At 60.4% G+C, this 18631-nt stretch carries 20 protein-coding genes; 15 read left to right on the top strand and 5 right to left on the bottom strand.

Going from position 1 to position 18631, the window contains the following annotated elements; all coding sequences use genetic code 11:
• Positions 1 to 181: 181 nt before the first annotated feature.
• On the bottom strand, positions 182 to 937 hold the full coding sequence (hutC, locus tag Q4Q11_RS14935) for a histidine utilization transcriptional repressor HutC (protein ID WP_113215913.1): 756 nt from the start codon (positions 935 to 937) through the stop codon (positions 182 to 184).
• 192 nt (positions 938 to 1129) lie between these two features.
• Between hutC and Q4Q11_RS14940 the strand changes: the two genes are divergently transcribed.
• From Q4Q11_RS14940 to Q4Q11_RS14960, 5 genes are all read left to right on the top strand, one after another.
• Positions 1130 to 1969 (top strand): transporter substrate-binding domain-containing protein, encoded by an 840-nt coding sequence (locus Q4Q11_RS14940; protein WP_498569983.1) that lies wholly within the window; start codon positions 1130 to 1132, stop codon positions 1967 to 1969.
• A gap of 100 nt (positions 1970 to 2069) precedes the next feature.
• Complete coding sequence (locus tag Q4Q11_RS14945) at positions 2070 to 2795, top strand: ABC transporter permease subunit (protein ID WP_113222258.1); 726 nt, start codon at positions 2070 to 2072, stop codon at positions 2793 to 2795.
• A gap of 10 nt (positions 2796 to 2805) precedes the next feature.
• Positions 2806 to 3510, top strand: coding sequence for an ABC transporter permease subunit (locus Q4Q11_RS14950; RefSeq protein WP_112512839.1), 705 nt, complete (start codon positions 2806 to 2808; stop codon positions 3508 to 3510).
• 22 nt (positions 3511 to 3532) lie between these two features.
• Entirely contained in the window at positions 3533 to 4309 is a 777-nt protein-coding gene (locus Q4Q11_RS14955) for an ATP-binding cassette domain-containing protein (protein WP_112679313.1), read from the top strand.
• Positions 4306 to 5823 carry an HAL/PAL/TAL family ammonia-lyase gene (locus Q4Q11_RS14960; RefSeq protein ID WP_498569984.1) on the top strand — a complete coding sequence of 506 codons (1518 nt, stop codon included), beginning with the start codon at positions 4306 to 4308 and terminating at the stop codon, positions 5821 to 5823. The genes Q4Q11_RS14955 and Q4Q11_RS14960 overlap by 4 nt, the downstream gene beginning before the upstream one ends.
• Positions 5824 to 6105: 282 nt before the next feature.
• Here the strand turns inward: Q4Q11_RS14960 and Q4Q11_RS14965 are convergent, their stop codons facing one another.
• The 3 genes from Q4Q11_RS14965 to Q4Q11_RS14975 form a co-directional block, all read right to left on the bottom strand.
• On the bottom strand, positions 6106 to 6600 hold the full coding sequence (locus Q4Q11_RS14965) for a cytochrome b (RefSeq protein ID WP_112513285.1): 495 nt from the start codon (positions 6598 to 6600) through the stop codon (positions 6106 to 6108).
• Between the two features lie 279 nt (positions 6601 to 6879).
• On the bottom strand, positions 6880 to 7638 hold the full coding sequence (locus tag Q4Q11_RS14970; protein WP_498569985.1) for an alpha/beta fold hydrolase: 759 nt from the start codon (positions 7636 to 7638) through the stop codon (positions 6880 to 6882).
• A gap of 50 nt (positions 7639 to 7688) precedes the next feature.
• Positions 7689 to 9461 (bottom strand): cytochrome c biogenesis protein DipZ, encoded by a 1773-nt coding sequence (locus tag Q4Q11_RS14975; RefSeq protein ID WP_498569986.1) that lies wholly within the window; start codon positions 9459 to 9461, stop codon positions 7689 to 7691.
• 359 nt (positions 9462 to 9820) lie between these two features.
• Between Q4Q11_RS14975 and Q4Q11_RS14980 the strand changes: the two genes are divergently transcribed.
• From Q4Q11_RS14980 to Q4Q11_RS15015, 8 genes are all read left to right on the top strand, one after another.
• Positions 9821 to 10873, top strand: a complete 1053-nt coding sequence (locus Q4Q11_RS14980; protein ID WP_498569987.1) for an alpha/beta fold hydrolase — start codon at positions 9821 to 9823, stop codon at positions 10871 to 10873.
• A gap of 115 nt (positions 10874 to 10988) precedes the next feature.
• The gene (locus Q4Q11_RS14985; protein ID WP_113215906.1) at positions 10989 to 11729 is read left to right on the top strand and encodes a response regulator; all 741 of its coding nucleotides are present in this window, start codon (positions 10989 to 10991) and stop codon (positions 11727 to 11729) included.
• The gene (locus Q4Q11_RS14990; RefSeq protein ID WP_498569988.1) at positions 11726 to 13048 is read left to right on the top strand and encodes a sensor histidine kinase; all 1323 of its coding nucleotides are present in this window, start codon (positions 11726 to 11728) and stop codon (positions 13046 to 13048) included. Before Q4Q11_RS14985 ends, Q4Q11_RS14990 begins: the two co-directional genes overlap by 4 nt.
• A 184-nt stretch (positions 13049 to 13232) precedes the next feature.
• Entirely contained in the window at positions 13233 to 13649 is a 417-nt protein-coding gene (locus tag Q4Q11_RS14995; RefSeq protein ID WP_498569989.1) for an organic hydroperoxide resistance protein, read from the top strand.
• A 314-nt stretch (positions 13650 to 13963) separates the two neighbouring features.
• Positions 13964 to 14695, top strand: coding sequence for a septum site-determining protein MinC (gene minC / locus Q4Q11_RS15000; RefSeq protein WP_112508494.1), 732 nt, complete (start codon positions 13964 to 13966; stop codon positions 14693 to 14695).
• A 29-nt stretch (positions 14696 to 14724) separates the two neighbouring features.
• A complete protein-coding gene (minD, locus tag Q4Q11_RS15005; protein WP_112508497.1) occupies positions 14725 to 15540 on the top strand; it encodes a septum site-determining protein MinD in 816 nt (271 codons plus the stop codon).
• Positions 15537 to 15797: a cell division topological specificity factor MinE gene (gene minE, locus Q4Q11_RS15010; RefSeq protein WP_112344625.1), complete on the top strand. Its 261-nt coding sequence runs from the start codon at positions 15537 to 15539 to the stop codon at positions 15795 to 15797. The genes minD and minE overlap by 4 nt, the downstream gene beginning before the upstream one ends.
• Before the next feature lie 338 nt (positions 15798 to 16135).
• Positions 16136 to 16885, top strand: a complete 750-nt coding sequence (locus Q4Q11_RS15015) for a polysaccharide deacetylase family protein (protein WP_498569990.1) — start codon at positions 16136 to 16138, stop codon at positions 16883 to 16885.
• Between the two features lie 15 nt (positions 16886 to 16900).
• Here the strand turns inward: Q4Q11_RS15015 and Q4Q11_RS15020 are convergent, their stop codons facing one another.
• A complete protein-coding gene (locus tag Q4Q11_RS15020) occupies positions 16901 to 17509 on the bottom strand; it encodes a TetR-like C-terminal domain-containing protein (protein ID WP_112508499.1) in 609 nt (202 codons plus the stop codon).
• Between the two features lie 112 nt (positions 17510 to 17621).
• On the opposite strand from Q4Q11_RS15020, the gene Q4Q11_RS15025 reads away from it, so the two are divergent.
• Together Q4Q11_RS15025 and Q4Q11_RS15030 are read left to right on the top strand one after the other, a co-directional pair.
• A complete protein-coding gene (locus tag Q4Q11_RS15025; RefSeq protein ID WP_112508502.1) occupies positions 17622 to 18311 on the top strand; it encodes a PspA/IM30 family protein in 690 nt (229 codons plus the stop codon).
• Positions 18312 to 18348: 37 nt separating this feature from the next.
• On the top strand, positions 18349 to 18630 hold the full coding sequence (locus Q4Q11_RS15030) for a YiaA/YiaB family inner membrane protein (protein WP_112508504.1): 282 nt from the start codon (positions 18349 to 18351) through the stop codon (positions 18628 to 18630).
• Position 18631 lies beyond the last annotated feature (1 nt).

The raw sequence follows: 18631 nt of genomic DNA on the forward strand, positions 1-18631 counted from the left end.
GTGCCTGCGGGTTGAGCGCGCAATCCTGAAAGTGCTTGCGACGGTATCAGGGCTGCTTTTAGGGGCATTGTTTATGGAGTGCATGCTGCAGGCATCGTAATTTGCCTGCCGCATATGGCAGGCTGCGAAACTCACGCATCGCCCCCGACCGCTGAGGAATGCCCTCAGCTTCCATATACAACTATCGGTCCGAAGGCTTGCCGCTTTGGCTTTCCAGCCGATAGCGATGTCCCGGATAAACCAGTCTTGCGGTAGAGACGACGCCGCGTGCCGACCATGTCCGTCTCCAGATCGTAAGGCAGGGTTCGGTCTTCAGGATCGTCAGGAGCTTGCATTCCCAGGCCTGCGGCATGACGGCTTCGACGACATGTTCCGAGCCGCTCAAGGGGGCAACGTCCGAGAGATAGGCATTCGGCGTCATGTTGCTAAAGTCCTGCAGCAGGTAGTCGGGGGCTGCTTGCGGATGGACGTGCCGATCCTCGATCTGCACCGGCACGCCGTTTTCGCTATGCACGATCAGCGAATGGAAAACCGGCGATCCTATGTCGAGCTCCAGCGCGTCGGCAACGTCGGGTGACGCGGCTTCCTGAGCCAACACGATCACCGTTGCCTGATGGGAATGGCCGCGTTCGGCGATCTCCTCGGCGATGTTGCGCACCTCGAACAGGGCCGATGCGCCCTTGCGTTCGGCAACGAAGGAGCCGACGCCCTGGATGCGGACCAGCTCGCCCTCGTTGGCAAGTTCGCGCAGGGCGCGATTGGCGGTCATCTTGCTGACGCCAAGCTCGGTAACCAGTTCGTTTTCGGAGGGGACGCGATGTTTGGGCGGCCACTCGCCGCTATGGATGCGATCGAGTATCATCTGCTTGACGCCGGCATAGAGAGGCGCGGCGTCGTTTTCCGCCAGTTCGCGTTTCATCTCGCCGGAACGCTTCATTGCCTATTCCCTTTGCACGGACTGAATCTGCCTCGAAAGCAACTTTCCCACTTGCATATCATAAATTATCTCATATGGTACCCTATACAACCTCGCAATCAATCCTAAAAATTATTGGGAAAGCGGGCAAGCCGGCGAAGATCGGTAGGAAGTGCTGCAAGGCCTGTTTCAACCTCAGAGGAGCTCTATGCGATGAAATTCAGTGCAATTCTCTTGTCGGGCGTCATGGCTGCCGCCGCCTTTGCGGCACCGGCCGTCGCCAAGGACTGGAAGACGGCGACGATTACCCTGGAAGGTGCCTACGCGCCGTGGAACATGACAAATGCCGACGGAACGCTCGGCGGCTTCGAGCCGGAGCTTGCCAAGGTTCTGTGCGAGCGCGCCAAGATTGACTGCAAGCTGGTCGCCTCCGACTGGGACGGCATGATCCCGGCGCTGAATGCCGGCAAGTTCGATGTGATCATGGACGCTCTGTCGATCACGGACGAGCGCAAGCAGGTCATCGGTTTCACCGTTCCCTACGCCGCGACGCCGGCCGCCTTCGCAGCCGCCAAGGATAGCCCGCTTGCCAAGGCCGCAGGCACCGGCACCACGATCAAGATGACTCCCGGCCAGACCGGCGTCAAAGAAATCGATGTGCTGAAGGAAGCTTTCAAGGGCAAGACGATCGGCATTCAAGCGGCCACCGTCTATGCCAAGTTCATCTATGACAATTTCGGTTCGGTCGCCACGATCCGCGAGTACAAGACCGGCGCCGACCGCGACCTCGACCTGCAGAATGGCCGCATCGATCTCGGCTTCGACGACGCGGTCTATTTCGCAAATGCCTTTGCCAGCGCCAACGACACGCTTGCCTTCACCGGCCCGGAAATCGCCGGCTCCATCTGGGGTGAGGGTGAAGGCCTTGGCATCCGCAAGGCAGATACCGACCTGCGCGACAAGTTCAACGAAGCGATCAAGTCGGCGCTTGCCGACGGTACCATCAAGAAGCTGTCGATGAAGTGGTTCAAGGTCGACGTCAGCCCGAATTGATGAGTCGGTCCTCGGGCCGTCATCATCTGTCTCCGGCTTTGCGGCCGGAGACCGTATGATATCCTGACGCCTGAAACTGCCACGGACAGGGATTGGATCTATGGCAACCTTGCAATTGCTGGGCTTCGGCTCGAACGGGTGGGGAGCGCTGCTGCTTGTCGCCGCCCTGATGACGCTCGCCGTCACGGCGACGGCCTTGGCCATCGGAGCCGTGCTGGGTGCGATCATCGCTTTCGCCAAGCTCTCCGGAAGCCTGGTGCTGAAGACGATCGGCAATATCTACACCACCATCTTCCGCGGCGTTCCCGAGCTTCTGATCATCTATCTGATCTATTTCGGCGGCTCGTCTGCGGTGACGTCGATCGGCAAGTGGCTGGGCTATGATGGCTTTCTTGGCCTGCCGTCCTTTGCCGCCGGTGCCCTTGCTGTCGGCATCATCTCCGGCGCCTATCAGGCCGAAGTGTTTCGCGGTGCCTATCTTGCCATCTCCAAGGGCGAGCTTGAGGCGGCGTCCGCGATCGGCATGCATCGCGGCCTGCGCCTGCGCCGCATCATCATTCCGCAGGTCTTCCGCTTCGCCATTCCCGGCCTCGGCAATGTCTGGCAGCTCAGTCTCAAGGATTCCGCTTTGATCTCGGTGACCGGCCTTGCGGAGCTGATGCGCACCAGTCAGGTGGCCGCCGGTTCTACGCGCCAGTATTTTCTCTTTTTCATCGCCGGCGGTGTGCTCTATCTGATCCTGACCAGCCTGTCGGATCGCATCTTCAACAAGGCCGAACGACGCGCCAATCGCAGCATGTCGGCTGCAACCATCGGCCAGGCTTGAGGAGGACGGCATGGATTTGGACTTCCTTTCAAGCACGATGGTCACCCTGCTCAAAGCAGTGCCGATGACGCTGCTGCTGTTCTTTCTGTCGATTTTTTTTGGAGGCCTTTTGGCGCTTGTCATCGTCGCCATGCGCGTCAGCGGCAATCCGATCCTGTCGGGCTTTGCCAAGGGCTATATTTTCGTGTTTCGCGGCTCTCCGCTGCTGATCCAGATGTTTTTGATCTTCTACGGCTTGGCGCAGTTCTCCGTCATCCGCTATTCGTTCCTGTGGCCCTTCCTGCGCGAGCCCGTCGTCTGTGCGATCCTGTCGTTGGCGCTTTGCACGGCGGGCTATTCGGCCGAGATCTTCCGCGGCGGCATCCGTGCCGTTTCGCCGAAGGAGATCGAGGCGGCACGTTCGATCGGCATGTCCGGCTTCCTGCTCGTTCGCCGCATCATCGCGCCGATCGCTTTCAGGCATGCGCTGCCTGCCTATTCGACCGAGATCGTGCTGATGATGAAGTCGACGGCGCTTGCGAGCCTCGTTACCGTCTGGGAGGTCACGGGAGTCGCCCAGCGCCTGATTTCGCAGACTTACCGCACGATGGAAGTCTTCATCTGTGCCGCGATCATCTATCTCGTGCTGAATTTCATCATTCTGCAGGCTACGGCCCTGCTGGAATATTCTCTCTCCCGCCATCGCCGCGCCATCCCGCCGGCGCTGAAGGCCTAAAGCTTACTGGAGCAGGCAAATCATGCCAGGTGTCACCCGACTTTCCGTCCGCAACATCCGCAAGAGCTTCGGTACGCACGAGGTCCTGCGCGGCATATCGCTCGATGCCCAGGACGGCGATGTGATTTCGCTGCTCGGCGCCTCCGGCTCGGGCAAATCGACCTTCCTTCGCTGTATCAATTTGCTTGAGATCGCCACGGATGGCGAGATCTGGGTGGATGGCGAGCAGATCCGGATGATTCATAAGAACGGCAAAAGCTACCCGGCGAGCCACAAGCAGGTGGATCATATCCGTTCCGAGCTCGGCATGGTCTTCCAGAGCTTCAATCTGTGGTCCCATATGACGATCCTGCAGAATGTGATCGAGGGGCCAATCCATGTTCTGAAGCGTTCCCGCGCCGAATGCATCGTCGAGGCCGAGGCACTTTTGGAAAAGGTCGGCATTGCCGACAAGCGCCACGCCTATCCCGCCCATCTCTCCGGCGGCCAGCAGCAGCGTGCGGCGATTGCCCGCGCTCTTGCCATGAAGCCGAAGGTCATGCTGTTCGACGAGCCGACCTCGGCGCTCGATCCGGAACTCGTCGGCGAAGTGCTGCGCGTCATGCGTTCGCTCGCGGAGGAAGGCATGACGATGCTGGTGGTGACCCACGAAATGAGCTTTGCCCGCAACGTCTCCAATCGCGTCGTCTTCATGAAGGAAGGGCTCGTCGAAAGCAGCGGCACGCCGGACGAAATGTTCGGCGGCGGAGCTTCACCGGCTTTCCGCCAGTTCATCGGCCATTTTGGAAACGGGCAATGACCGTCACCATCGACAAGCCATTGTCCTGGCGCGACGTTGCACGCGTCAGTGCCGGCGAGCTGCTTTCCCTCTCCGAGGCGGCATGGGAACGTGTTGCTCAGGCGTGCCGCATCGTCGAGCGCATCGTCGAAACGGGCGTGCGCGCCTACGGCGTCAACACCGGCGTTGGAGCCCTATCGGATACGGTGGTTGATCGCGCTTCGCAGAGCCGGCTCTCGCGCAATATCATCTTGAGCCATGCCTGCGGCGTCGGCCCGTTTCTGCCGGCGCGGGAGGTGCGTGCCATCATCGCGGCGCAGATTGCCAATTTCGCCCACGGCCATTCCGGCCTGCGACCCGAGATCGTCGCGCATCTGGCTGCGTTTCTCGAACATGACTGCATTCCTGAAGTGCCGTCCAAAGGCTCTGCCGGCTATCTCACGCACAATGCCCATACTGCGCTCGTCCTGATCGGCGAGGGCAGGGCCGTCGTGAAGGGCGTATCGATGAGCGGCGCTCAAGCGCTCGCAGCAATCGGCTTGAGCCCCCTCGTGCTCGGCGCCAAAGAAGGCCTGAGTCTCGTCAACGGCACGGCCTGCGCCACCGGATTGTCGGCGCTTGCAGTCTCCCGTGCCGAGCGTCTGCTCGATTGGGCCGATGCGATTGCCGCCTTGACGCTGGAAGCCGTCGGCTGCCAGATGGCGGCTTTCGACGAAAAGGTACTGGCGCTGCGCCCATCGGCGGGCATCGCCAAGGTCGGGCGCAGTCTGCGCAGCCGCCTGAATGGCAGCGGCCTTGTCGCTGCCGCCCTTGGGCGGCGGACACAGGATGCCCTGAGCCTGCGGTCGGTGCCGCACGCCCATGGCGCGGCGTGGGATGTCTTCGAACAGACCGCCCGCATCGTCGATCAGGAACTGGCTTCCGTGACGGATAATCCGGCCGTTTCGGGCACGCCCGAACAGCCGATGGTCTCTTCCGAAGCGCATGCCGTCGCTCCGGCTCTCGGACAGGCGGCCGACAGTCTGGCGGTCGCGATCGCCCAGATATCGGCGATGAGCGAGCGCCGGATGGATCGCCTCGTCAATCCATTGGTCAGCGGCCTGCCGCCTTTTCTTGCCAGCGATGCCGGCAGCCATTCCGGTTTCATGATCGCGCAATACACGGCTGCGGCGCTGAGCAACGACAACCGACGGCTCGCCGCTCCCGCATCGCTCGATGGCGGCCTGACCTCCGGCCTGCAGGAAGACTTCCTGGCCCATCCGACAGCCGCGGCCAACAAGCTGCTCGCGATTCTCGACAATGCAGAATATATCCTGGCGATCGAGCTCATGGCGGCCGCTCAGGCGCATGATTTCCTTGCTTCGAAGGGCAAGAGGGGGCCGGGAACGGAACGTATCCATGCTGCCGTCCGTTCCTGCGTGCCCCTTTATGGCGACGATCGTCCCTTGAATACGGATATGGAAGCCTTGCGGGCGATGATTGCCAAGGCTGCGCCACCTGCGGAACACGAAACTCCCTGCGGATCCGGCGCTTAAAGGGGGCAATGCGTTGCCGATCGCCTCTTCGCGTTCAAAAAGCACTTAAAGCGGCATGGGATCGCAAGCCTCCGGCCTGGAGCATGATGATCGGTTTCGGACGACATCATGCCCTACTCTATGTCTTCGACTCCAGAGCGGGTCAGATTTTAGGTCGTTTCGACCTATAGCCCTTCCGCTTTTCTTCGAATCACGGAAAGGCTCGATCCCTTTATTTTCAAGCAATTCCGGAGGGGAAACAGCTGCGCACTTTTCCCAGAATTGCTCTAAAATCGTCCGGCTCTAACCGACCGTCATGCGACGCAGCACGTTCGATCGGAAATAGAAGTGCTGAACGAGCGCACCCAGTATGTGAAGAACGACGACGGTCCACAATACCGCCTTGATGGGGCCGCCATGCAGGAAAGCCGCCGTGTCGACGCCGAGATAATAGGCAGCCATTCCCGAGAGCGGCATGGCGAATATCAACGCGTAAAGCAGGACATGCGTCACGTTGGCGACGTAATGCACGATCACCGGCTGGCCGTCCGGCATTGCGGGAGCTTCCGATGAAAATTTGAGTGCGATGCGCACGATGGCGAGCAGCAGGATCGCGATGCCGGCATAGGCGTGAATATTGGCGCTGGCGATGTCTGCCGACGTCGGCGTCTGGCCGTGGCGAACAAGACGCCGCCATGCATTCATCCCATCCGGGAACAAGAGATTGAAGAAGATGAGTATGGCCATGAGCCAGTGAAGGATGCGTTGCGGAACGGAATAGGCGGATTTTGCAGGCATCGTGCCTCCTTAGATTGGAATTGTTCTAAAGGTAGAGCATGATCCTAACGTGAACCTGAACGTGCAGGCCATTGCCTTGGAGATGAGCGTATTATGGATCGGAAGACCGAAGCCGATGCCTGCCAACAAGGATGTGAAGCGCTATGGCGTAGCGGTTCATGCCAAGCCGGGTAATTTCATCCGTCTTGCTGCCTGTCGGCTCGGGTGTCGGAGTCAGCCGATTCGATCCGCATAAGGATAAGCGGCGGCTTCGCTCATGAGGCCGCCGCATGGATTGGTTTACTTGCCGGCTTCCTTGGCCGCGTTTTCGATTACCGCGGCGACCTTTTCCGGCTGCGAAGCGAAGACGGCATGACTTGCCTTGATTTCGGTCACCTCGCTTCCGGCGCGTTTAGCCATGCTGCGTTCGAGTTCCGGATTGATGGAGCGGTCGTCACTGGCAACGACCGCCCAGCTTTTCTTCACCTTCCAGGCGGGATCGCCGACCTTGGCCGTAAAGGCAGCCTTGGAGGCGAAAACCTGCGACTTTCCGAGGAAGTCGGCCTCGTCCCTCGGCAGATCGGCGGCAAAGTCCGCTGCGAAAGTGGCGGGGTCGATATAAAGATACTGGCCGTCCTTCGTTTCGCGGATGTTCATGCTGCCCGCCGGCTTGGAGCTGGCAAGGCCGATCAGGCTTTCGCCCTTGTCGGGCTGGAACGCGGCGACATAGACGAGACCAGCCACATCCGGCCGGTTGCCCGCTTCCGTGATGACCATGCCGCCATAGCTGTGGCCGACAAGCAGGCTCGGTCCGTTCTGGAGATCGAGCACGCGGTTCGTAGCAGCGAGATCGTCGGCAAGCGAGGTAATCGGCTCTTGCACCACAGTGACGTTGAAACCATCCTTTTCAAGGATATCGGCAGTCTTGCGCCATCCCGAACCGTCGGCAAGGGCGCCGCGGACGATGACGATGTTCCTGATTTCGGCTGCCTGGGCAGCATAGGCAAAAGTGCTTGCAGCAAGGCTAAGGGCGGCGATGGAGAGAAAACGGGTCTTCATGGGTGTAACTCCTGTCAGTTGAGGTTCATGCGCGGGGTGAAGAGGGAATTTCAGCCGAAGGTGAAGGCGTAAGCCTGCACCCCGGGATCGAGGAAACGGATCTCGAAGTTGCGTGCGGTGACGTCACTGGACTGGCGGACGAGCTGGTAGAGCTTGGTTGTCGTCACGGTGCCATTGCCGTCGGCGTCGATATCGGAGCCGTGGTTGGCGCCGGGCGCCTTTCCGTCCACGGTCACCTGGAAGCGGACCGGCTTTCCGTCTGCCGAGGGGCCAAGCACCAGGTGCAGGTCGCGGGCGCTGAAGCGGTAAGTGATGCCGCCGCCTGCCTTGTTGAGCGTTGCCTGTTCCGGGCCGACCGTCCAGGTGCCTGCCAGACCCCATTGGTTGAGGCCGGGATTGGCAACGGAATAATCGGCGGCCGTGTCTGCCTTCACGCCTTCGGGGGAGACGAAACCCGTAGCCTGGCTATAGCCGACATAGGTTTCGCCGGAGCGGATATGGCCGAGGTCCGGGCTTGCTTCCGCACCCTTTGCATCAGGAACAACGAGGCTGCTTTCAGCCATATCGCTGCCGGCTTCGCGCAGGAGGTCCTGGATGGCCTGTTCCGTCTGGCGATAATTGCCTTCACCGAAATGCCGGTAGCGGACCTGTCCCTTGGCATCGATCAGATAATGGGCGGGCCAGTAGTTGTTCTCGAAGGCACCCCAGATGCGATAATCGTTATCGATCGCGACCGGATAGTTAATCTGGAAGTCGGCGATCGCCTTCTTGACGTTGTCGACATTTTTCTCGAAGGCGAATTCCGGATCATGGACGCCGATGACGACAAGGCCCTGATCCTTATATTTTTCCGCCCAGGCACGCACATAGGGAATGGTGCGGATGCAGTTGATGCAGGAATAGGTCCAGAAGTCGACGAGGACGACCTTGCCGCGAAGCTCGGCAGACGTCAGCGGCTGCGAATTCAGCCAGGTAACGGCGCCGTCGAGCGAAGGGGCTGAGCCTTCGATCGGAAGGTTGCTGTGGAACGGGCGCGTGGCGTCGGTTGCGACCTTCATGGCGCTGCTGCTGGCAACCTCCGTCTGCGGGGCTGAGCTTTTGGGGTGCAGCTTTTCCAGCAGGGCCTGTTCGAAGGAGCCGGTGCTTGCGTAGGAGAGGCGGGCAAGCAGGCCCGTATCGAGGCCAAATGCGATCGCTGCAACGCCGGCGAGAACGGCGACACCTGCGAACTGCCGGATGCGTTCGCTGACACCGAGGGACTGCTTCATGCGGGCAAAGATCTTGCCGCCGGCAAAGAGGGCGACGGCAAGCGAGGTCGCAGCCCCGGCGCCATAGGCAAGCAGCAGGAATGTCGTCTGCAGATTGGCGCCTTTCAAGGCAGCACCTGTCAGGACAAGACCGAGGATCGGGCCGGCGCAGGGCGCCCAGAGCAGGCCCGTTGCAATGCCGAGCACGAAGGAGCTTCGGACGCTTGCAGTCGTGCGCTGAGCACCGGCGGCATTCAGGAGATTGTTGCCGAGATCGACGACAGGTCGCGAAAGTGCGGTTGCGATGCGCGGCGAAATCAGGCTCAGGCCGAAGAGTCCAAGCAGCACGATCGCTGCAAGACGTCCATATTCATTGGCGCGGATCGCCCAGGCACCGCCGACCGCAGCCAGCGTCGCGACAGCAGCAAAGGTGAGCGCCATGCCCGCCAGCATGGGCAGCGTGCTTCGGACGAAGGGCTGTCCGGCGCGGGCAAAGACGAAGGGGAGGATCGGCAGGATGCACGGACTGAGGATCGTCAGCGCACCGCCGAGATAGGCAATGATGAGAAGCGTCATCGTCTTGTTCCTTTAGAAGCGATTGACCAGCTGCGAACGGCGAGGGGCCGTGCTCAGCAGTGACGCTATCTGCCAGTGACGACGTATCTCGAATGTGTCAGGCGGGATGGGAGAATGTACCGAAACGTCGACGTTCTGGGCTTCGATACATTGCGATACAAACCGGCCGGTTTGGGCGCGATTTCGCAGGTGGCGCAGCTGCCCGATGCGATAGGAGAAAAGGGACCCCCGGATTGTATCAGACTGTATCTGCAGGGCCTGAGGCTACAAAGGAATTCAAAAGGCCGCTGTTTGCGACACATCGGCGATACATGCGGCTGGCTTTCTTAAGCTCATGATCCAATCCACAGGAGAGACAGATGTTCGACGAAATCAACCACAGCCGCCGACGCTTCTTCGGCATTGCCGCAATCGCTGTCGCAGCCGCCGAGTTCGGCTTGCCTGCCATCGCAGGTGCTGAGGAAGCCAAGGCTTCTGCATCGACCCTGCCCGCCGTCAAGGCCGGTGGCCATACTTCCTTCGACGCGTTGAAGCAGGTGAAGGCTGGCGTGCTCAACGTCGGTTACGCAGAAGCCGGCCCCGCCAACGGTCCGGTCGTGCTGCTGCTTCACGGCTGGCCTTACGACATCTACAGCTTCGTGGATGTCGCGCCGCTTTTGGCGGGGGCCGGTTACCGGGTCATCATTCCCTATCTTCGCGGCTACGGCACCACCACCTTCCTTTCGAAGGACACGCCGCGCAACGGCCAGCAGGCAGCGCTCGCCGCCGACATGATCGACCTTCTCGATGCGCTGAAGATCGATAAGGTCGTGGTTGCCGGCTACGATTGGGGCGGACGTACCGCCGATATCATGGCGGCACTTTGGCCCGAGCGCTGCAAGGCGCTGGTTTCAGTCAGCGGCTATCTCATCGGCAGCCAGAAGGTCAACCGCAAGCCGCTGCCGCCGAAGGCGGAGCTTGCCTGGTGGTACCAGTTCTATTTCGCCACCGAGCGCGGCCGTCTCGGCTACCAGGAAAACCGCCAGGATTTCGCAAAGCTGATTTGGCATACCGCCTCGCCGCAATGGGCCTTTGACGACGCCACTTTCGATCGGTCGGCTGCCGCATTCGACAATCCCGACCATGTCGATATCGTCATCCACAATTACCGCTGGCGCCTCGGTCTCGTCGAAGGCGAAGCAAAGTTCGATGCCTATGAAAAGAAGCTCGCCGCCGGGCCGGTGATTTCGATCCCGACGATCACCATGGAGGGCGACGCCAACGGCGCGCCGCATCCGGAGCCTTCGGCCTATCGCGGCAAGTTCTCGGGCAAGTACGAGCATCGCACGATCACAGGCGGTATCGGTCACAATCTGCCGCAGGAAGCGCCGCAGGCTTTCGCCCAGGCTGTGATAGATGTTGATCGCTTCTAGTTCGGCGATAGTGTGCCAGAAGGCGCCGGCGCAAGCGGGCGCCTTCTGGCATTGCCGCATCGATGGGATGAAATATTCGTAGCTTGATGGTTACGATGATGGGTGGGAAATCGAAATGGATCATGTCGACCATATCCTGATCGTGGATGACGATCGGGAAATCCGTGAGCTGGTGTCGAGTTATCTGAAGAAGAACGGGCTGCGGGCGACGACGGCTGCCGATGGCCGCCAGATGCGCAGTTTTCTCGAGGCCAATTCGGTCGATCTGATCGTCCTCGACGTGATGATGCCGGGTGATGACGGCCTGGTGCTGTGTCGCGAGCTTCGTTCCGGAAAACACAAGGCGACACCCATCCTCATGCTGACGGCGCGCAGCGACGAAATGGACCGCGTTCTCGGGCTGGAAATGGGCGCCGACGATTATCTGGCGAAGCCTTTTGCCGCCCGCGAGCTGCTCGCCCGCATCAAGGCCGTCCTCAGGCGCACGCGCATGCTGCCCCCCAATCTGCAGATCAGCGAAGCCGGTCAATTGCTGGTCTTCGGAGACTGGCGGCTCGACACGGTCGGGCGTCATTTGCTCGACAAGGACGGAACGGAAATCACGCTCAGCGGCGCGGAATACCGCCTGCTGCGCGTCTTCATCGATCACCCGCAGCGGGTGCTCAATCGCGACCAGCTCCTGAACCTGACGCAGGGCCGCGACGCCGATCTTTTCGATCGCTCCATCGACCTGCTCGTCAGCCGTCTCCGCCAGCGGCTGGGGGATGACGCGCGGGAGCCGATGTACATCAAGACGGTTCGCAGCGAAGGCTATGTCTTCTCCGTGCCTGTAGAAATTGCGGAGCTTCGCCCATGACCATGGCCGACCTTCCAGGTCGCCGGTCATGGTGGCCGAGCACCTTGCGCGCCCGCATCTCGCTGATCCTGCTGGCCGGGCTCGCGATCGCCTACGGCCTGTCCTTCAGCGTGCTCTATATCGAGCGCTACATGTCGGCAAAGGCGGTCATGCTCGGCACGCTGGAGAGCGATGTTGCAACGTCGATCGCGGTGCTCGATCGGTTGCCGGCCGATGAGAGGGCAAATTTCGTCGATTGGCTCAGCCGCGGCAATTACAATTTCGAACTGGGGACGGGCCTGCCTGGTGTGCCGGATACCTCTGCCCATGGTGCGGAGATCGCCGCCAAGATTGAGGATGCGGTCGGCCACCGCTTTCCCATCCACATGGAAGCAATACCCGGCCCGATCTCGCGACTGCAGGCACATCTCAATCTGAGCGATGGCAGTCCGCTGACGATCGATGTCACGCCCAAGGGCGTCATGCCGATCGCGGCGTGGCTGCCCTATGTCTTCGTCGTCCAGATGCTGTTGATCGTCCTTTGTACCTGGTTTGCCGTGCGACAGACGACGCGTCCGCTCGCCGAGCTTGCTGCTGCGGCCGATGCGCTCGATCCCAACAACAAGAGCCCGGCCTTGAGCGACCGGGGGCCGAGCGAAGTGGCGCATGCGGCCAGGGCCTTCAACGCCATGCGGGACCGAATCGCGCATTATCTCGAAGAGCGTGTGCAGATCCTTGCCGCGATCTCGCATGATCTGCAGACGCCGATCACGCGCATGCGTCTGCGCGCCGATATTGCCGACGATTCGCCCGAGAAGAGCAAGCTCTTACAGGATCTCGGCGAGATCGAGCGTCTGGTACAGGATGGGATCGCCTATGCGCGCAGCGCCCATGGCAATGGCGAGAAGAGTGCACGCATAGATCTGGCCTCTTTCATTGAAAGCATCAGCTACGATTATCAGGACACCGGCAAATCGGTCGAGATTCTCGGCCTGGTTCAGGGTACGGCGACGACGAAGCCGCATGCGCTTCGCCGCATCCTCACCAACTTCATCGACAACGCCTTGAAGTTTGCCGGCGCGGCGGAAATCGCCGTGGAGCGGCGGGACACGGGCCAGGTTGCGATCACCGTTCTGGATCGCGGTCCTGGTATTCCGCAGGATCAAATCGAGGCGGCGATGCAGCCCTTCTTCCGGCTGGAGCAGTCGCGTAACCGCAACACCGGCGGCACCGGGCTCGGCCTCGCAATTGCCCAGCAGCTCGCCCGGACGCTCGGCGGCTCCGTCAGGCTCTATAACCGCGAAGGCGGTGGCCTGGCGGCTGAGGTCGTCATTTCCTGAACGGTCAGAAGATTTTCGAGCGATTTGTAAGCATTTGTATCCGGCTCGTTTGAGCCTACGTTTTGTAACACTTCCGGCGAATCCGGAAACATGCCGGATACGTCGATCCGTCAAAAACAACTCCGTCAACAGACGTTGCCCCACACCACAACACGGAGCGGGCAACGCAACAAAGGAGTGTTCCATGACCAAGATCGACAAGGTTCTCTACACGGGCAAGACCCACACCATCGGCGGCCGGGACGGTTTCGCACGCAGCGACGACAACCGGCTGGATGTCAAGCTTTCGCCTCCCGGCAGCGCCCATGTCGGCACCAACCCCGAACAGCTCTTCGCAGCCGGCTGGTCGGCTTGCTTCATCGGTGCCATGGGCCTGGCTGCGGGCAAGCGCAAGATCAAGCTGCCGGCCGATCTTGCTGTCAATGCTGAAGTGGATCTGGGCATGACGGAAGGTGCTTACTTCCTGCAGGCGCGCCTCACCGTCAGCATGCCCGGCATCGAGCCGGAACTCGCACGCACGCTGGTCGAGGAAGCGCACCAGACCTGCCCTTATTCGAAGGCCACTCGCGGCAACATCGATGTCGAGCTGAAGCTCGCCTGAGAATCACCCGCGCATCGACATTGCGCGCCGCTTCGAAAGGTGCGGCGCGCCGAATCGTTAATTTTTATCGCTTTGAACATCGAGCAAGGCAGCCTTTACTTTGCGCCTGGAGGATCATATGCGTCCCATCATTCTTCTCGTTGTAGGGGCTGCGATTTTCGCCGCTCCATGCGTCTACGACCCCGGCTCGAACGAGCCTTCGGCGCTTGCGAGCATCGCCGTTTTATGGGGCGGTTCTGGCTCCAATGGAGCCCCGTATTAACCGTTTGTTAACCATATCGACGGTACACAGGATCAACGATTTATTCACACAGATGACCAAAGTGCTAACAGACGCTCGTTCGATCCGTATCAAGGGCCGCTCTTTTCTTGCGGTCATGCTTTCGCCGGATCTTCCGCTGGACCAGTGGTTGATCAGGCTTGACGACCTTGCAGCCCGTTCGGCCGGCTTCTTCCTGGGGCGGCCGGTCGTGCTCGATATCACCGACTTGCCGATCGACAAGGCGCAGCTCAAGGAGCTGATATCAGAGCTTTCGGCTCGCAACGTCAGCATCATGGGCATCGAGGGCGGTCGCCCGTCGATCGCCGGGCCTGGCATGCCGCCGATCCTGAAGGGCGGGCGTCCGGCTGCCGATTTCGAAGTCAACGAGACCGAGCCGGTCGTGGAGCGCCGCAACAGCGAACCGAAGCCGGCGGCGCCGGAAATTCGCGCTGTCACGCAGTCGCTGATCATCCGCGAGCCGGTGCGTTCGGGCCAATCGGTGATCTTTCCGGAAGGCGATGTCACCGTCATCGGTTCGGTTGCCTCCGGCGCGGAGGTCATCGCCGGCGGATCGGTCCATATCTATGGCGCCCTGCGCGGCCGCGCCATGGCGGGCTCGATCGGCAACGCCTCGGCGCGAATCTTTTGCCGCAAGCTCGAGGCCGAGCTTTTGGCGATCGATGGCATCTACAAAATGGCGGAAGACATATCACCCGGCCTTAAAGGGCAGGCCGTCCAGCTCTGGCTGGATGGCGAAACGATCATGGCCGAAAAACTAATCTGAGCCGAAGCCGGCCAAAACAGGAGAGCGAGATGGGCAAGGTAATCGTCGTCACATCAGGCAAGGGCGGAGTTGGGAAGACGACTTCGACGGCCGCATTGGGGGCGGCTCTGGCACAGAGAAACGAAAAGGTCGTCGTGGTCGATTTCGACGTCGGCCTGCGCAATCTCGATCTGGTCATGGGAGCGGAACGCCGCGTCGTCTATGACCTCGTCAACGTCATTCACGGCGATGCCAAGCTGCCGCAGGCGCTGATCCGCGACAAGCGGCTGGAGACGCTCTTCCTCCTGCCGGCTTCGCAGACGCGCGACAAGGACAATCTGACGCCCGAGGGTGTCGAGCGCGTCATCAACGAGCTCAAGAATTATTTCGACTGGGTGATCTGCGACAGTCCGGCGGGCATCGAGCGCGGCGCCACCCTTGCCATGCGCCATGCCGACGTTGCCGTCGTCGTCACCAATCCGGAAGTCTCCTCGGTGCGCGATTCCGACCGTATCATCGGCCTGCTCGACTCCAAGACGCTGAAGGCGGAGCGCGGCGAGCGCATGGAAAAGCATCTGCTGCTGACCCGCTTCGACGCGAGCCGCGCCGAACGCGGCGACATGCTGAAGGTCGACGATGTGCTGGAAATCCTCTCCATTCCGCTGCTCGGCATCATTCCGGAAAGCACCGACGTCCTGCGCGCCTCCAACCTCGGCTCTCCGGTTACGCTTGCCGATGCGCGCTGCGCGCCGGCGCTCGCCTATTTCGAAGCTGCGCGCCGTCTTGCCGGCGAGCAGCTGCCGATCACCATCCCCGGCGAAAAGCGGGGTATCTTCGGCAAAATCTTCGCAAGGAGGGCCGCATGAGCATTTTCGGACTGTTCCGCAAGCAGAGATCTGCACCGATGGCGCGCGAGCGTCTGCAGATCCTCCTTGCCCACGAGCGCGCCTCCGTCGGCTCGGATCTCGTATCCGTGCTGAGGGAGGAAATCCTCGCCGTCATCGCCAAGCACGTCCAGGTCGATCGTGACAAGGTGCAAGTGAAGATGGATCGCGACAAGGACGTCTCCATGCTGGAGATCGATGTCGAAATCCCGCGCGATGCAGCCTTGAAGGCCGCCTGACGAAGGTTCGGGCACTGACATGTGTGCGAATGATGCCGCTTGGTGTTCCCTTGTGGCGAAACTTCGAGGTTTTTCGAAGTTTGCCCTTGCAAAAGGCGCGATTCGCGATTATTTGCACGCTATCACCTGTATCGATGGCCTGCCGCGCTGACATTTCTGTGTCGAGCCGGTGTTCGCTGTCCGGGTTAAAAAAGCAAGGGCGCTCCCCAGAAATGGGTAGAGCGCCCTTTGCTTTTGTCGCATTTGCCGCGCTTTTCTTGTTCGCTGCGATATGCCAGTTTGCGTTTATCATGCGGGAGGCGGCTGGTTTGGGCGGATTGAATCGTCGACGGAGCACGGTGTTCAGATGGCTGCTTGCCGGTATCTTCCTCGCGGCGTGCGCAATCGGGGCTCAAGCGGCTGACAAGACGATCTACCTGACGTTTGACGATGGCCCGCTGCCGGGAACGAAGAACATTCTTTCAGTGTTGCGTGAGGAAAACGTTCCCGCCGCCATGTTCATGGTCGGCCTGCATGCGGAGACAAGTCCCTCCGGCCGCGATCTTGTCGCCGAAGCCAAGGCGATGCCATTGGTAACGGTCGGCAATCACAGCTACAGCCACGCCAATAATCGCTACAGACTATATTACTCCAATACGCAGGCTGTGGTGGACGACATGCTGCATGCCAACGAGGTGCTGGGACTGAAGCCGATCGTCAATGCGCGGCTGCCGGGCAGGGACGTCTTTCGGCTTCCGGCGGTATCGAGAGAGGATCTCTCCATCAATGTCGCGCAATGGGAACGGGAGTGGCTGGACTATGAACTCGTCGCCGAAGCGGGCTTCCATCTCTACGGCTGGGATTTCGAATGGGTTCACGGCGGCGACGGCAAGCCGGTTCAATCGGTCGACCATCTGGTCAGCGAGATCGATCATCTCTTCCAGTACGGTCGCTTCACGCAGCGCGGCAAGATGATCCTGCTGATGCACGACGAAATGTTTCAGGACCGGTTCAACGGGCGTGAGAACCTGCAGGCTCTGATCGGCAAGCTTCGTGGGCGCGGCTATGCTTTCGGCGATATCAGGGACTACGCACCGTCGAACCCCTGACACGCCTCAATTTGTTTAAGCCTGTCTCGCCGCGGCCCCGGCTGCAACCGTCAGGATGAAGTCGTCGAGCTCCTGTTCCAGGCTTTCGATAGGCAGGCCGACGAATCGGCCCTCGAGGCTGATGCTGACGACGCCATGCACCGCGCCGAACAGTGTTCTCGCGCGGATGGCGCGCGCCGTCTCCGGCATGTTCGGCTGCAATTCCGCGAGAGGCTCGGCAATGACGCCCATCAGGAACATATGCTCTTCGAGATGCCATTCGGGGCTCGGGCGGTCATCTGGCGGACGATGGTCGAAAAGCGCCTTCCATAGATTGCGATGGGTGACTGCAAAGCGCAGGTAACCGCGCGCGAGATTGCGCAGCCGATCCGTGGGCGTGCGATCCCTGACCTCGGCCAGTGTCAGGGATTTCTCCAGCGCTTTCAGCGTCGCCGAGTTGACGTGAATGACGAGATCGTCGAGATCGGCAAAGACCGTATAGAGACCGCCAAGAGCGCAGCCGACATCCTGCGTGACATCGCGAGCCCTCAGGTTGGAAAGCCCGTCGGCAGCGATGCGATTGCGTGCCGCCTCGATCAGCCGCAGCTTCAGATCCTCGCGCTTTTCCAGGGTTTTTCTCGCCATTTCATTTCCAATCCAATTTTTTTGAACATTGTTCAAACTTTTTTCTTGAACGATGTTCATAGTTCTGGCATATGTCAGTTTGTGAACATCGTTCATAAACGGGAGATGGCAAATGTTCAATTCAATTCTGACGCTCATCCGTGGCAGAGCCCATGATGCGGAGCAGGCGTTCATCGATCGCAATGCCGTGCCTCTGCTTGCACAGCAGATCCGCGACGCGGCCCTCGGTATCCAGTCGGCACGGCGGGCGGTGGCGATTGCCGTTGCTCAAAATGAGCAGGAAAAGAGCCATTACTCTGGGATACTCGCTCGTATCGCCGATCTGGAAACGCGTGCCGTCGCCGCCCTTCAAAAGGGAAGCGACGAGCTTGCCCGGGAAGCGGCAGAGGCGATCGCCCAGCTCGAAGCCGAGCGCGATGCTTCCGAAAAGGCGCAGGCGCAGTTCACCCAGGCGATCGGCAAGCTCAAGGCAACGGTTCGCGCATCGGAAGCGCGGCTTCAGGAATTGCAGCGCGGCGAACGTTTGGCGCGAGCTACCCAGCAGACACAGAAGCTCAATGCCGCCTGCGACGACAATTCCGCTCTGGCAACGCTCGATGATGCCGAAGAGACGCTTACCCGACTTCAGGCCTACCAGAGCCGCTGCGAGATTGCAGCCTCTGTCATGAAGGAAATGGACGCCGCAAGCCGGCAGGCAAGCATTATCGAAAAGCTCGCCCATGCCGGCTGCGGTGCCCCGCTCGGCCCTTCTGCCGACGACGTGCTCGCCCGCCTTCGCCAACACATGAATTCAGCAGCCTGAAACACAATACATCGAACAGATAAGAGAGGATACGATCATGAACGACAGCTTCCAGAAACATTCCCAGGCCTGGGTCAGCTTTTCCTACATCTCTTTTGCCGCCGCCGCATTCATGCTGCTCGTCGGCCTTTACATGATGCCGATCGATCTGTGGGGCAAAGGCTATCTCGCCATGGGCATCCTGATGCTGGTGCAGACGACGGTCAACGTCACCAAGACGGTTCGTGACAATACGGAGGCTGACAAGCTCATCCGCAAAGTAGAGGATGCACGTACGGAGAAGCTTCTGGTTAAGTTCAATCGCGACGGTCAAGACTAAT

The organism is Rhizobium sp. UFLA01-1127 (assembly GCF_059803845.1).